Raw genomic sequence first — 15,832 nt, 5'->3', positions numbered from 1 at the left:
ACATTGACCTACATCATCTTAACTTCTGTTTCCCAAATTCGTTGCCAAATGGTTAGATCATCTGGTCTATCAACGTCAGCCAACGGTGGTAAGTGATGATATGAGAGGTTAAGTTTATGAGCAATATCCACAGTTTGCTGTAATACTTGCGAAGTTCCCCAGTCGATATTGGCAAATAATTCGGGGATGAAGCGGCGTAAAGCAATTAAGTAGTAACCACCATCAATGGCTGGGCCAAGCACTAAGTCAACTGTATAAATTTGTTCAAAAGCTTGAGCAAGAATCTGAGAATTTAATCCAGGACAATCGGTACCGATAATGACAACTTGCTTTGCCTGACCTTGAAAGGAATCATACAGCGATCGCGCCATCCGTGAACCCAAATCTCCATCACCTTGAGACTGGTAAACCAAGTCAGCGCCAAGCCAATCTTGCATAAGTTGCAAGTCACCCCCTGCAAACCGCATTTCTAAAGATATGTTAATTAACTTTTGCAGTTGCTTGACTTGAAATAAGGTATATTCAGTCATTTGCCGTTGCAGGTTGGCAGCGCCAATACTACCTAAAGCAGGTATCAATCTGGTTTTTGTTTTCCCAGGTTCTGGATAGCGCGTAAAAATAATTAAGTGCTGTTGTAAAGTTTCCGATGATTTCAGCACACAATACCTTGTTTAAGCTAATTAAAAATATCTTAATAGCAATAGTCACCACCGCTATTAGCCCTATTACGCTCTTTTGCTGTACGCATTGCTCCTAAAATTGTCGAAACATAGACGCAACGCTTAATCCTATCTCTAGACTGACTGGATAAAGTAATCCTGCCTAGAGGTGGTTGTTTAACACTTCCTTGATAATCAAATTGAATTCGCCTCACACCGTTTGATTGCTGTAAAGTCGTTTCTCCATCTAAACGCACACGAGAATCTAGATTATTCCAATTAGCATTAGTAGGGCTGACACTAGCGGGATGAACTGCCCATTGAACTATACCATTTTGCTCGCGGAAGCTGGCTTGCCACGTCAATTTTTCTTTACTAGCTTGGCTTTGGGCTTGTCGCATAGCGTTATAAACTTCGTTTTGAGCTTTGTTGAGGCGTTGAGTATCTATAAAAGTTAACCAGTAAGGTAGTGTCAAAGATGCTAGTATCCCAAGCATGAGAATAACTGCCAATATTTCTGGAAGTGTATAACCCCGATGAGAATGACACTCTAGGAAATTTTTTTTATTAATTAGATGTAGTAGAAGCACCTTGATATATTTTAAGCAGATTTTAACTGCCTGAAATGATTGATAGTTCCGGTTTTGGGGATTTTTTCTTTACTTGTGTTAGTAATAACGTAGATACGCCAGGAGGTAACATCATGATGATCACAGACTTTAAAAAAAGTTTGAGTGTAGCGCTAATTCTTTTTTGTCTAGCTGAATCATACAGAATATATTTCCACAGAAATTTAATAGCCGTCAAACCATTATGTCGAGAATATGGCTTTTGTAAGGCTTTACAAGTCAGATATTTATAAATATTGGCTATACTTAAATGCAAAAGATGCTTACCAATTGTAGGTCTGGCTTGATAAGCTTTCTCAAGTACTTGCAAGGAATATCTTTCTTGTCTAACAAGATTGGCTGATAAAGAATTACTACTGACTCGATACAGTATTTGTACAAGAGGTACAGATACAAAAGAATATTTTTCTGCTAATCGCAGCCACATATCCCAATCTTGAGCAGCTTTTAATGATTGATCAAATCCCTCCAGTTCAACTAAAGCCTCTCTGAGAATTAAAGGATTAGAACCATTCTCTAAAAAATTGTTAATCAATAACTTCTGATAGACATCGCCACTCAGAGTAACGCGTTTACCTGAAGCTAAAAAATTACCATCTTTATCAATATAATCAGTCCAGCTATAAGCAACATGAAACCCAGGGTTTTTGTATAAAGCTTCCAACTGAGATTGGAGCTTATCAGGCATCCAAATATCATCTGCATCTAAGAAACTGATGAACTTACCCTGGGAAATATTCAGACCGCGATTTCGACTAATATTTCCGCCAGCATTCTCAAAAGAAAATATCTTAATTCGTGAATCTTGTACTTGGTAAACAACATCTAAAGTGTTATCTTGTGAGCCATCATTGATGACTATTAATTCAAAATCACTGAAAGATTGCCTTAGAACTGATTCGATTGTTTCTTTGATGGTGGCTTCACAATTATAAGCTGGAATAATTACTGAAATTGTCGGTGGATTGAAAAAATATTCAGTCATGATTGAAACTCATGTCTTTATTTGCTATTTTTTGACAATAAAATATTAGTGAATATAGAGGACTCAAAAGACTACCTAAATAAAAATTAAATTCAACAATTGCCACTGTATTTCTATTTAAATTCTTATTATACTTAATGATATGCCAAAATAACCTGCGTGTATTGCCTAAAATTGTTCTGAGTAAAATCATTGGTGATTGCCCTTGTTTAGCATTTATTAATCTGAGTTGAAAAATACATAACCCACAACCACGAGCTATATTTATTAAGTAATTCTTTTCAAGTCGCCAGTGGGGAATTTTATGATAAATTTCCATTTTTGGGTTGTACCAAATTTCCCAACCAGATTTGTATATATATAGGAGAACTTCTGTATCCTCCCCAGAAACCATTAAATTCCCAATTCTTCCCTTAAAAACTAACTGTTGGGGTACGCTTTCCAGCCAGGCTTGTTTACGAATAACAAGTGCAGCTCCTGGTGGTAGCTTTAGATTTTTAGCATCAAATTTATATGCTTTTTTTCCATGTTCCCGAACTGCTAAAAAAGACTGGATTTGCGGAAAATCCTCTGGCGGTTTTACTTCAAAATCACCATGTATTTGGCCACTCCATGCACCTGCTTGAGGATGTTCTTCACCAAAATTATAAGATTGTAAAATCCAATCGGATGCTGCTAAGTTGTCATCATCTAAAAAAGCGATGAATTTACCTTGAGCTTCCTTGATTGCTCTGAGTCTTCCATAGGCTAATCCCTGTTGTGTTTCCAGAAAATATTTCAACTGACATTGAGTAAATTTTTTCTGGTAATCACTCACTACTTCAGGTGTGCGATCGCTGCTATTATTATCGATAATAATAACTTCCCAATGTAAATGCTCTATACCATTTTGAGTCAATAGTCTATCTAACACTTGTGGTAAACGTTCTGCACCATTCCATGTGGGGATGGCAACAGTAAAGTCTAGTTGTTCTCGGAAATTTTGTGGTTTTTGTGTCATGAATCAAATTATCATATTTATGACTTGCTGCCTTTATTTAAATAGCCATTTTTCCAAAGATAAAAAGGACTAATGAGGCTATTGATTAAAAGTTCTGTTTGGCAAGCTATCACCAAATCATTTTCTATCTTGTCTCCATATTTAAGTAATTGTAAAATGAGCTTTCTAATATCATTTATCATGTAAGCAATTAAGATAAATGGCTTTTGATAGGTTTTAAGATTTGTCATTCTAGTGACATATCGACTTAGGCCAATACCCCTAAAAAACGGAATTAAATACTCTTTCTTTAACCTAGATTCTGGGATTTTATGATAAATTTCCATTTCCGGACTATACCAAACTTCCCATCCAGATTTCTGGAAATAACACAGCATTTCTAAATCTTCACCAGTGAGCATATTACCAGTTACTCTACCAGTTAAAATAGGCTGGTCTGGTACACTTTCTAACCATGCTTCCCGACGGACAACTAATCCAGCAGAAGGTGGGAGGAGTTTTTTTCTAGGGTCATAAAATAGAGGTTTATTTCCACGTTCTGTAATTGCTAAAAAGGGAGTTATGGACTTAAAGCCTTCTGGTGGTTCAACTTCCCAATCTGGGTGGATTTGGCTACCATAAGCCCCTGCCTTGGGGTGCTGTTGAGCAAAAGCAAAAGCTGCTGCTACCCATGTAGGTGTGGGATAGTTATCATCATCTAAAAAACCTATTAGTTGTCCTGAAGAAACTTCAACACCTTTTTTTCTGGCGTAGGCTGCACCTTGTTTAGCTTCAAAATAATATTTCAAAGGATAGGGATATTGCCAGTTTTCTTGGTACTGTTGTACAACTTGGGCTGTGTTATCGGTGCTGTTATTATCGACAACAATAATTTCCCAAGAAATATTCTCGGTGTTAATTTGATTTCGCAACCTCTCTAACAGTTCAGGTAAGCGATTTGCACCATTGTAAGTGGGGATGGCTACGGTAAAATCAATGTTTTTACTCATTTTTCACAAGTTTTATTTGGATTTGTTTGTCGTTTGGAGGTGACTGGAAGATGTCAAATATTTGATCGAATTTATTTGAAGCTAGGCTATAACTGATGACGAGCAAGTATTTAATTTAAAGATGGTAAATATAAGTCATAAAAAACATTTTTGTGACTTCTTGGCATCTCTTGCAAGTTATATTTTGAGTAAGTTGATTGTCGAATTGAAATGAAAATATTGTGGGCTACACATTCTAGGTATTCATATAGTCCATAAAATATGCAGCCTGGAATTCCTAAAACTTAAAACCTGCACCCTGTATTTCAATTTTGCGTTGAAGGAGCAGTTTATCGTACAGTATTTATATGGAGTTTTAAAAAAAATATTGCTACATCAATATCTGTTTAATTGCATTTATCATCTTTATCAGTAAGTGTTGCACCTAAGAGAGTTTTTAAGATGACGCAGCGCTTGATGTTGTTATTGGCTACAACAACTTTGATTCCAGGTGCTTCATCTGAACCCGTAGGCGGCGTACCAAAGTTTGCATTTGCTAAAGTCCCCATGTAGTCGAAAGTAATTGTTTGTGGGGCGCTAGTATTAAAATTTGCAGCATAGGTAACAGAGGCGCTAGCAGTGTTTACGTTACTGAGGTTTGTGCCAAGTCTCATTGTCCCCGTTTTAATGTCTAAATCTTCACCTAAATTACGCCAGTTAGTTGGTGTTGTACCTGAATAAACTGCAAGCTGCGGGATATTATTGTCTGTTTTGAAGCTGACACTGTAGCTCAGTTTTTTTTGTTTAGCTTGCCTTTGTGCGTCTTGTATTGCGGACAAAACAACCTCATTAGCTTTAGTAACTCTTTGGCGGTTGACATAAGCAGACCAACTGGGTAGGGCGATCGCTGCTAATATACCTATCATTAGTACAACTGCGATCATTTCTACCAAACTAAAACCTGCATCTAGTTTCCTAGATTCAAGTATATAAAGGTGCTTTCCTATCAGGTTTCGCTGTCGCAATCTTACTAATAGAAGATTGCAATTGAATTTTTGTAACGTTAATAAAGCTACACTGTACATACTATCCTTTGATTCATTAACTAAAGGAGTTATAAAAGTTATTTAGTAAAGAGAAATCCCCTACCTTGGGCGCGAATGCTGCCATTGGGGAAATAAGTAGCAACATTATTGTTAAAGGCAATATTATTGTTATTGTTCAGGCGAACAAAAGCATTACCTCTTAAATAAACTTGTGCCACTACTTCTGCGGAATCGACACAAGCTGAAAATCCACTTGTTGGGCTTCCTACAAGTTTTGGCGCAGGGCAAGTAATTGCCGGGCTAGTCGTACTAATGAAATCAACTAAAGTTTCTACACGTTGAGTATAACTACCTGATGCACCGAGTGCGGTCTGCCATTGGTTCATTTTTTCCTTGAGTGTAGAACCAGTAAAAGTGTCTGATAGTGGTGGTGGATTAAAGCCTGTATTTGCTGTAGCGTTGGAGTAAGCAGCATTGACTGAACCGCGAAGTTCAAATCTGCCAATCCGCGCGGAAGGTGACCATGTAGGGTTAGCAGCATTGGGATTGGTGATTAAATAGTAAGCCACTAACGAATAAGCAAAACCATCATCTCTTACAGTGTCAGTTGCAGAACCAACACCAACACTGTTGGCGACAAATTCCCGTTTCCAAAAAACTAGTATAGGAGTACAAACATTGGTATTACTAGCACCAGTAGGGCTACAATTAGGCGCAGATTTAACAGGCGGTATTTGGTCTCTAATTCCTGAACTAGCAACAGTAGTAGTATTCCGATCTCTGGTTATTCCATCAGCATCATATATATATACAGCTTGCTGTAAATCGCGTGCCATGTAATCTAATGCTGCTTGAATTTCTTGTTCAGTAGTGGCTTTTGCTTGTTCTTGGCGATCGCTGTTTAACACACTAATCATAAACCCCATTAAAGGTGTTATGACTAATACAGCCAAAATAATGGCTACTAGCAGCTCAATTAAGGTAAATCCTTTATTTATTTGACTATTTTTGAGGTGTTTTAATTGCAGACTTAGGAGAAATTTTAATGGACTTATCATATTGCAGCTTCCCTTTTCTTGACAGATATTTGATAATCAACATTTAATTAGTGCAACCACCTGTAATACGGGCGCACAAGTCACTATATTTAGGTACAGTGTCACTGATATCTGCTGTCATTTCTAATAGCGGTGCTGTACGTTGACCACCACCCGGTGTGTATGTCCTTTGTGTTAGTCTAGTTGTCGAAGTATTTTTGAGCAGAGTAGCGCTAGTTCTAAAAGCATTTGCCCCATAAACTCTAATTCCTAAAGCGTAGCCTTTCGTGGAGTCATTGTTATTAGGACGAAAAGCGTGAACAATCATGTCTGATACACTAGTGTTTGTACAGCTACCATCGTTATCTAGGTCTACACAGTATAAGGATGATCCTGTAGGGGGAGTAGGAGCTGTACAGGGGAAATTAGCAGTACAAGTCAAAGTTCCCGTTGCTGTAGGCGCAGCAAATGCTGATAGTGTGGTAGCTGTCGTTGGGCCTGATGGGGCTGCAACAAGCTTAGTTCTAACTGCATCAATATATGATCTAGCGGCTTGAGACGCTAATTCTACTCGTCGAGATTGTACACGGGTTGCGACTGATAGGGAAAGTACTGGAGCGATCGCCACTAATAAAATACCCACTACAAGTATTGCCACCAAAGATTCAATAATCGTGAAACCCTGCTCACTAGATTGCAAGTAAGATGCTGCTGTGTTTATCCTGTGTTTCTTAACTTGTTTCCCTATCATGGCTATTTATCAAATACTTCAACTAGTTTTTGCTGTTGTATGCTTGCGAAATGATTTAGTTTAATTTCGTGGTGAGGACTTCAGTCCTCAAAATCAGGACTAAAGTCCTTACTACAAAAAATTTGTAGGGTGGGCATCTTGCCTACCCTACAAGTGTCAAACTTTAGGCATCATCTGGTATGGCTTTACAATCATTTGGGCGATATTGGCTAGGAACAGCGCTTGTATAAGTTGTTCCAGTTCCTGGTTCACCGGCGCAGAGTAGGATTTTCACCCAAGGATCATCCCGACCAATTTCTCTAAAGAACTCATTCGGGCGACCTAATGGCGGTGCTGTAAATCTTTGTGCAAACAAGTCTGGTTGCTCTGACAATAGCGCCACATCAAAACCCCAATTTCTATCTGGTGGTGAGTAAACAGGTAATAGACCGCTACTATTAGGGGTTGGGTAAGTATCTAATCGATAGTCAAAAAGGCTTAGATTGTCAGTATCGGTTGAGGCAGTTGTTTCTCTAGAACGGAAAATAGCTGAAAATGGTCCACTGGAGAAGGAACTGCGTTTGAGTTGAATAAAACTACCACTAATTTTCGCTGAAACACCATTCCAGTTTTCTAAAAACCTTACAAGGTTTTGCAGACCTGCGGAAAGTTCTGCTGGCCGGCTAGGGCTATTTCCTAATACAAACGTTGCATTAAAAGTAGTAGCTGCTGCTTGTTGTATCCAGTTATCCCTAAAACTATTTTGCTCCGTCGTTTCTGTTCTAACGCTTGTGCTGTTGCCTGTATCATGAATCTGCAACACTGGTACTAAAAGTGGCTGACCATCAGCAGCAGTAGGTGGAAAATAGAACAGTGGTCTGTTATTGTTGTATGAAATTTGTGCGGGTGTTAAGTCTCCTGGATTAGTGGTGCTGTTAGTTGATCGGAAGTAAAGAGACTGGTTTCCTGGCTGACCGTAGTTAGTACCCTCGACTGTACCACCATAACTACACCCATTGGCAGTATATCCAGTACCAGTAATATCCAAGGGGCAACCTATCCCGATTGGTTTGTAAAGAAAAGGCGCAACAGTGTTGGTACTAACAAGCTCGTTCTCAAGACGGCCTGTTACGCCTTTATAGCGTGCAAAGGCTACGCGTCGAGGATAGCGTTGATCTGATGTTTGTAGAGCTAATCCTCCTGTATCACCAGCCCCTAGTCTTTGTCTAATGTTTCTGTTGCATCTTGTATTGGTACTGATATTAGTACAACCAGAAGGATTGGGGGATACCTCTAACCAGGTTGTTGGAAAAGTAGACAAGAATGCTGTACCCCACCAGGTTGAAGTGATACTAGCAGCGTTAGCTGATGCGAGTATAGCTTGACCTAACTGATGAACTTGTATATTTCTTTCAGCCAGCCTGACAGTACTACCATTGACTGTATAGTCTCGTTCAGTGTTACTTAAAACACCATCACCATTAATATCAAATCCAACTACCCAATCATTAGGCTGGTTACAATCAGAAATCAAATCCTTGCGGCAGATTTCCATTATGTACATTGGGTGATTAACTCGGCGTTGAATTGGAGTCACGCCATTTACCGTGTAAGAGCCTACACCTGTAGTAGTGTTTAAGTTTGGGCTTGGGTTAGCTCCAGTTGCAGTCCACCATCTCGTACTTGTAGCAAAGTTATTGTCCCAAAAACCATTTTTCAGGCGATTTTGTCTTCTAGTATCTAATGTAGATAATACAGACTGAGTAGCAGGAGAAACTATTGTACTGATAGTAGCTGGGTTGAAATTATTCTCAAGTACAACACCTGCATTGTAGTTTAGGTCATAGTCACCCTCACTACGAAAACCGTCTTTAAAACTATCGGATAGTAAGGTCATAGAGTCAGCAATGATTGTTGCCGATCGCCAAAAATCACCAGTAGTATCACCAGATGCTAACGTGCAACCAGGTCTATCTTTACGGCAAGCAAAGCTTAGATTGCGAGTACTACGGTCGTAGAAATCATCGCTATCGTATGTACCAGTGGTTGGCTCTGTTTCAGTAAATTCTTCTATTTGTGTTGTACTAGTAGTATTTGTGCGATGCAAATTGAATGCACCCTTCACATATACAGGTAAATCAGTTGCCAGGATCAAGCCTTTTTCTTTAGCATTGTAAACATTAGTACTAGTTCTGGCTAACGTTCCCCCGTTAATTAAACGGATACCATTAGGGCGACGAGTATAGTCAAGGTTAAAATCAGTTGGGCTGAGTAACTGACTATTAGCTGTTGAATCACTTGCATCACGCAAAGCATCCTCTCTACTTGCGTAAACAATACCGCTATAAGGCAATAAAAACTCGTTAGCTGTAATTGCATTCCGTGTTATGCCGTTATTAGCGATATCTAAGTCGATGTCTGTAACTCGAATTTCTAAGGGTTGACGTTGTTCTAAATCTAGGTTGTATGTGCTTGGTGTACTTGGTGGACTAATCTGCTTCACTTCCCTTGCATCAAGAAAAGCAGCTTCTTTGATTGCACCGTGCTTGGGTAAGTTAGTGTTACTGGTCACAAAACCAGATTCATTATTGAGGATGGAAATAGCACAAAGTGCTGTATCAATGGCTGAGTAATCAGATAACTGTAACCCAGTACTAGGTACTGTAGTAGCAGTCCCTATTTTTCCTAAGGCTTCTTTTAATGCTTGATTTACAAAACGGCCATTGGGGAACCTTAACCTGGCTTGTCTCTCTAGAAGAGTTTTGTTCGTTGTAAAGGTGCTTCTACCAGGGAAAGTATAGACAATGCCGTTATTGGATCTGCCACCAGTTCCTGCCCCCCAAGGTAAATCTACAGTTGAGGGCGGAGCAAGAGGATCTAATGGATCAGGCGGAACAGTTAAGCCAGGTTTATTCAGACTTGTAGTATTATTACTTGGATCATAGTAACTACTTACACAAGCTATTGGTTCTTGGCCAGTCCCATAATATACTTTGTAGTGATAAACAGCCGTAGCTCGCATTAGTAGATCACCTTTGCGAGTTTCTGATGAATTAGCACTTGACATCGGCATAGTGTCAGGCCAAACAAAGATATCATTAGCACCAACAGATCCGGAAACAAGGGTTGAAGACGGGGTTGGATCTGGTAAAAATGAATTAACACCACGGGGATAAAATGGACCATTAGTTGTGTCTACAGTAGTCCCAATTGGAGCATCAACATAAATTCCCGCGCCTGTAATAATCCGAACTCCACCTACGCTATCTAGGTCATTTATGGGGTTTTTTGCCGCATTTTCTTCCCAGAAACCATTACGGTCTGATATACCTAAATCTGACAAAGCTTGTATCTGAGTATTACGCCATCTTTGCGGTGCTTCTGAACCACTTCTAGTCCAGTTGATAGCAGTACCACTACTGTTAGTAATCATTTGTTGCGCGTCTGAGCCAACATATTGACTACCTTGTAACCACAAAGCAGGTAGGTTGTTACCAGCAACAACGCGATCGCCTAATTCTGTTTGAACACCCTCTCTTCTTTGTAAATTAGGATGTGTGGCTTCTAACTGAGATGTAGTTACAGTAACAGTAACTCCAGTAGGTGTACCAATAAACTGGTTACTACTATTTAATGGTTGTCTCCAACTTGCTTGTGGGTCCAAACTAGCGGTAATTGCAGTGTATCCAGTTGTTGCATTTCCCCCATCTGCTACTTCGGCAAATGGCACCCGTCGCGTTCTGTTTCGCAAATAAATTTCTATTTCTTGAGAGAGGGTTTTCTTCGCCGTGTCTCCATCATCACTATCGTCTACCTTAGACCTAACATTATTTTTTACTTCACTAGGGTAGCCACTTGCATCTACTGCTGTTTTAAGCGCACTGCCTGTTGTTGTTGTTGTTGCATAACAGGTTGTACATAAGCTGATTGCAGTATCTTTCATTGCTGCAATACGTTGATTATAAGCTGTATCGTTAAACCCGATATTAGCCCCACCTGATTGATTCGTAGATTTATTGGTATCGTTAATGGGTTTCGTTGTTACATCTTCTCCATAACCTCTATATAGGTCAACAGTAACACTCGTACCAGTATTCACCTGAGAAAGGCTACCATTCCCAACATTACCACCTACACTAATCTGTCCATTTTCTTGGTTATAAAAACATGATGTTTTACTACTAACTTGGCGGAGAGTTATGTTACCACCGTTATTTTGTACACCTACCAACAAATTACCATTGGTGTGAACTCTACCATTTAATAAGAGTGTTGTACTACCAACTATTACTTCCAGGTCATTTTCAAACCAAACTGCGTTATTTGGTAGAGGAACACGGTTACGGTCTTGTTGAAGTTCTAGCGCAACAACACCCTTATTTCCCTTGTAAGTTTCATATTCTGATGTACTAAGACTGCCAATGTCAGTAATTGGCACATTAACAACATAAACAAAGAAGCTTTTACCCAAATTACCACTGTTTAATCTAAACCAACTAGAATTACCAACTAAACTAGCAAAACCCGTTGCACCAGTACACGCCTGATTTGTTGAACTATTATCCATTGGCGGAGTTCTGGCTTCTAGGGGATTTCTTTCACGATTAAATAAGCCCGTGGTAGAGTTTCTACTAGGTGAACGGAAAAAGATACCATAAAGAGTAATAGTATCTTTCAAACCATTATTATCGGTATCAACGGCATATTTCCAAGCCGTTCTCATGGTTTCGTCGTCTTCTAAGGCTGTACTACTAGTTGGCTGAGAAATACTACTATTGTTGTCTATATCAAAGCCTAACTTTAAGCGAGTTTCATCACCAAGTGTATATCTTGTTCTTTTTAAAGCATCATATAAAGCATTATCCGTGGGAGTTCCTCTTGGTAGAGTTGGATCTTCAAATAAGGCATCCATTTTTGCCCTAGCACGATCTAAAGCTGGTGTAGCCGCATTCAAAACAACTTCATTAACTCTGACATTACTAGCATTTTTTGCTCGCTCAAAAGACCTGAATAAAATTGCTGTAGTTAGTAGAACAACTACGAGTGCTACCATTGCCACAGTTGGCAACACAAAGCCAGCATTGACTGCGCCTCGTCTTTTGCGATTCACAAAAAAAGTTCGTAGCAGTCTATTAATTTGCCTTTTGAAAGTCGATAAATAATTTTTTCTAAATAATTTCGCTGTTTTTTTGATTGTCTTGACTAGCTGGCGTTTTATAGTCATGGCTGCTTTCCTGTCAAGTTATTGGCTACAAACTTCTCTTTTTTTGCAATCGACAATTATGCCCACAGATTTTATCTAGAGGCATAATTAAATTTATATATATTTGGCAAAACCCTGTTTTGCTAACTCCCAATGATTGGATTTTTTACTTTATATCATTCTTTAAGTTTTGAGATTTTTCGGTAAATACTGAATTTTTTCAAAATCTTAATTTTCTAAGTAAATAAGGATAAAAGCATCATTGGTTTACATTTCATTTACACAAATATAGTTCATTGGTGGGTCACTTTATGAAGATATGGCTAGTTAGGTAAACTTATAGTACCCAGCAATCGAATAAAAGATGTCAGTTGTAGCGGTTTTTGTATGTCTGAAGTATAAAGTAATTGATTGTAATACCGTTTCTTGATGAAGATGCACTTTATTGTGTACTGTAGAGACGTTGCATGCAACGTCTCTACATCATTTCTTTGGCTCAATACCATCATTGGAGACCCTGGGTATCTGATCACCGTCTTGCTCATTCAAAGTTTCAATTAATAAATCTATTTGTTGCTGTCGTTGCTGTAAAAAAGTGTCGCATTGACGCAGGTATTGAACGGCGTTGGCAAACTGCTCAAAAACGGTTTCTAGTTCCAATTCTCCTGATTCAATCCGTGAGATGATGGCTTCTATTTCTGCAACCTTGGCTTCATAATTACCCTGTGCCACAGTACCTGAATTGTCAGAGTTTTTACGTTTAACCATTAATCTCTCTGCCTTTATTGCCGTTGTTTTACTTCTATCACTTTGGCCTTAACTTCACCTTGCGCCAGTTGAATGAATAACTCATTTCCTACAGCTAATTCATCAGCAGAACGAGCGATCGCACCGTTTTCTTGTTTCACTACTGCATAACCACGCTGTAATACGGCTTTGGGGTCGAGGCTGCTTAACTTTTGTCGCAAAAGTTCTAGGTGTTGTTTGGCTTGCTGCGATCGCCCCATTGTTAATTGCCACAATCGCTGACGTTGCCAATTTAATTTTTGCGCTTCTTGTTGCAAGTGTCTATCTAATCTGAGATTCTGCAAACGGTTCCGTAATGTTTGTAGTTGGTTTTCCGCAGAGGTTTGAGTATGGAGCAAAACTTGATGTAAAGCGATAACACGCTGACAATGTTGATTGTATAACTCTGCCAGTGATGGTACAACCTTCTCTGCTGCTGCCGTCGGTGTATGCACACAAACATCAGCCGCTAAATCTACTAAAGATTCGTCTCGTTGATGACCAATCCCAGTCACTACGGGTATGGAACACTCAGCCACAGCACGGACTACCCGCTCATCATTAAAGCAAGCTAATTCTTCTACGGCACCACCCCCGCGCGATAAGATTAGCACCTCAGCACGACCGTCTTTTTCTACTCGTGCGATCGCCTTCACAATAGATTCTGGAGCTTGTTCACCTTGGACTGTGGCAGGAGAAAATAAAACGTGTAATCCGGGATATCTATGTTTAAGGGTTTTTTGAATATCACCCCAAGCCGCCGCCGTCGGTGAAGTGACAACGGCGATGGTTTGGGGATGAATAGGAAGCGATCGCTTTCTTTGGGGGTCGAATAACCCCTCAGCCAACAAGCGATTTTTGAGTTGCTGATAACGTAGTGCTTGTAAACCAACTCCAGCAGGTATGGCTTGCCAGACTGATAATTGATACTCTCCCCTTTGTGGATATAAACGAATACTGCCTAAAACAATTAATTGTTCACCCGCTATGGGTAATTGAGCGAGCTTTGGTACTTGGCTATTCCAAACCACGCACTTAATTGCTGCTGTACCATCGGGATCTTGAAGTGTAAAAAATAACCCACTGCGGTGATGATTAGCACTAGAAACTTCCCCAACTACCCACACTTGCCGTAGTTGCTCATCATCTTCTAGCAGCAAGCGGAGATAATCAGTTAATCCAGATACAGAAAGTGCTGTATCTAGAATTACGGAAGCGGCGAAATCGTCAGCCATCAAAAATTTGAATATATTAGTACAAGTATATCCAAATCGTAGCATTGGTAGGTGCTGTAAAATCCTGTAGCTCTAGCTGCGCTTTCTCACTTCCTATAAGTAAACTCTGCTTTATAAAAGCGGCGAGAAACTTTATTCCCTAGAAAGCGGGACGTTACGCGAACGTGGGTGGTCGAGGTTGCTCAAAGCGCCGATGCAGGTAATAGTTAATAGGTAATGGGTAATAGTCCAATTATCAAAAATGTTGAAAGCTGATACAAAACTTTACATAGTTAGTTACATTAACTCTATTAAGCCCAAAATATTCAACATAACATCATCTCTTCAAACCAATGAACATAACTGATTTTCTGACACATACAGGATTGTAAATAGCGGAATTTATCTAATAGTGTATGTCCCCATTGTTCGGGAATAGATACAAGCTGTAAAATCAGATATGCTATCAAGCTAACGTAGATTTGTATGGTGATACCATTAACATTTTTAGTAATTAATTTGTCAAGTTTTAAGTGCATCTTTAAAAATTTCCACAACAATTCAACTCCCCAACGTAATAGATAAATATCCCTAATATCATCATCACTAACAGTAGCCTCTCCATCTGCTGGTAAATTAGTTACTAACCGAAATTCAGTTTTTGTTTCTAAATCACAAAAATTAATTACTCTATAGGCTTGGGCATCATCAGATGCACCAACTTTAATTAATCCGCTTGACTCTTCAAATTCTAGTTTCCAGTTGTTTTTTATCCGCAGAACAAAATATTTGTTTTCTTGTACTAGTTCTTGAATAAACTTTAATCCGGCAAAGCCCCTATCCATTACCCCAACAGCATTTGTTGGTAAATTAGCTATCATTTTTGAACCAAACTTATAATCATGGTCATGTCCAAAGTTGATCAAGTTATCCTCTGGGCTTCCAGTAGCTAAATTTAGAGAACTAAAAAGTTTTACCTGATGATGACCCAGCACCCATAATAACTTACTAGTTAATGTAATAACTGTGGAATCAATCGGGCATATTGCATATTTATTATGGAGTTTATTCTCAGCTTTATTTTGGACTAATTTATTTAGTTTTTGGTAAATTTCTTGAAAGGGTTTTTGGCTTCGATGCAAATTTGCTTTAGAAAAAGTAGAAATATCTAACTCAAATCCTGTATTATTTAGCCTGGCAAATAAACCTCGCATACTTGTTAAGCTATTATCCAAGACGTAAGATAGCCAGAACTCAAAAAACAGACGACTGTTCAATACTGGATAATCATTTTTTGGCAATCCTTTCAGGATATCTTTGACAATTTTGGGAAATGAATTTATAATCACTGTGAAATCAAAATATTGTAATACCTAGCCCAAAATTAACATATCTTGGGCTATTTTTCTCATCTTTTTCTTAATATTCAACACTTCTGTCCAATTATCTATTCACCATTACCAGATTACTCTTCCCCTTGTGGGTGAGAAATTTCATTGACACTCAATAAAATATCTGTAATCCTGTCTATTCTTCGGGCAAATCAGCACTGCCAAACTTAATTGGCATCACTTA

12 protein-coding genes are annotated in these 15,832 nt (G+C 38.9%); all 12 read right to left on the bottom strand.

What is annotated here, in order from left to right:
- Positions 1-8 precede the first annotated feature (8 nt).
- On the bottom strand, positions 9-659 hold the full coding sequence (locus GSQ19_RS06510; RefSeq protein WP_011317160.1) for a TIGR04282 family arsenosugar biosynthesis glycosyltransferase: 651 nt from the start codon (positions 657-659) through the stop codon (positions 9-11).
- 32 nt (positions 660-691) lie between these two features.
- On the bottom strand, positions 692-1,249 hold the full coding sequence (locus GSQ19_RS06505) for a GspH/FimT family pseudopilin (RefSeq protein WP_011317159.1): 558 nt from the start codon (positions 1,247-1,249) through the stop codon (positions 692-694).
- Positions 1,250-1,271: 22 nt separating this feature from the next.
- On the bottom strand, positions 1,272-2,273 hold the full coding sequence (locus GSQ19_RS06500) for a glycosyltransferase family 2 protein (RefSeq protein WP_011317158.1): 1,002 nt from the start codon (positions 2,271-2,273) through the stop codon (positions 1,272-1,274).
- Positions 2,266-3,273 carry a hormogonium polysaccharide biosynthesis glycosyltransferase HpsE gene (gene hpsE, locus GSQ19_RS06495; protein ID WP_011317157.1) on the bottom strand — a complete coding sequence of 336 codons (1,008 nt, stop codon included), beginning with the start codon at positions 3,271-3,273 and terminating at the stop codon, positions 2,266-2,268. Before hpsE (GSQ19_RS06495) ends, GSQ19_RS06500 begins: the two co-directional genes overlap by 8 nt.
- Before the next feature lie 17 nt (positions 3,274-3,290).
- Positions 3,291-4,262, bottom strand: a complete 972-nt coding sequence (hpsE, locus tag GSQ19_RS06490; RefSeq protein ID WP_011317156.1) for a hormogonium polysaccharide biosynthesis glycosyltransferase HpsE — start codon at positions 4,260-4,262, stop codon at positions 3,291-3,293.
- Positions 4,263-4,648: 386 nt separating this feature from the next.
- Entirely contained in the window at positions 4,649-5,266 is a 618-nt protein-coding gene (locus tag GSQ19_RS06485; RefSeq protein WP_041456576.1) for a prepilin-type N-terminal cleavage/methylation domain-containing protein, read from the bottom strand.
- Between the two features lie 98 nt (positions 5,267-5,364).
- Positions 5,365-6,345: a hormogonium polysaccharide secretion pseudopilin HpsC gene (gene hpsC, locus GSQ19_RS06480; protein WP_011317154.1), complete on the bottom strand. Its 981-nt coding sequence runs from the start codon at positions 6,343-6,345 to the stop codon at positions 5,365-5,367.
- A 43-nt stretch (positions 6,346-6,388) separates the two neighbouring features.
- A complete protein-coding gene (gene hpsB, locus GSQ19_RS06475; RefSeq protein ID WP_011317153.1) occupies positions 6,389-7,075 on the bottom strand; it encodes a hormogonium polysaccharide secretion pseudopilin HpsB in 687 nt (228 codons plus the stop codon).
- A 163-nt stretch (positions 7,076-7,238) separates the two neighbouring features.
- Complete coding sequence (hpsA, locus tag GSQ19_RS06470; protein ID WP_011317152.1) at positions 7,239-12,278, bottom strand: hormogonium polysaccharide biosynthesis protein HpsA; 5,040 nt, start codon at positions 12,276-12,278, stop codon at positions 7,239-7,241.
- Positions 12,279-12,740: 462 nt separating this feature from the next.
- Positions 12,741-13,025 carry an exodeoxyribonuclease VII small subunit gene (gene xseB / locus GSQ19_RS06465; RefSeq protein WP_011317151.1) on the bottom strand — a complete coding sequence of 95 codons (285 nt, stop codon included), beginning with the start codon at positions 13,023-13,025 and terminating at the stop codon, positions 12,741-12,743.
- A 14-nt stretch (positions 13,026-13,039) separates the two neighbouring features.
- The gene (xseA, locus tag GSQ19_RS06460; RefSeq protein ID WP_041455917.1) at positions 13,040-14,278 is read right to left on the bottom strand and encodes an exodeoxyribonuclease VII large subunit; all 1,239 of its coding nucleotides are present in this window, start codon (positions 14,276-14,278) and stop codon (positions 13,040-13,042) included.
- Positions 14,279-14,583: 305 nt separating this feature from the next.
- Positions 14,584-15,606 (bottom strand): IS4-like element ISAva3 family transposase, encoded by a 1,023-nt coding sequence (locus GSQ19_RS06455; RefSeq protein ID WP_011317149.1) that lies wholly within the window; start codon positions 15,604-15,606, stop codon positions 14,584-14,586.
- Positions 15,607-15,832 lie beyond the last annotated feature (226 nt).

The organism is Trichormus variabilis 0441, from assembly GCF_009856605.1.
Lineage (GTDB): Bacteria > Cyanobacteriota > Cyanobacteriia > Cyanobacteriales > Nostocaceae > Trichormus > Trichormus variabilis.
This window is presented reverse-complemented; position numbering and strand designations above follow the sequence as displayed.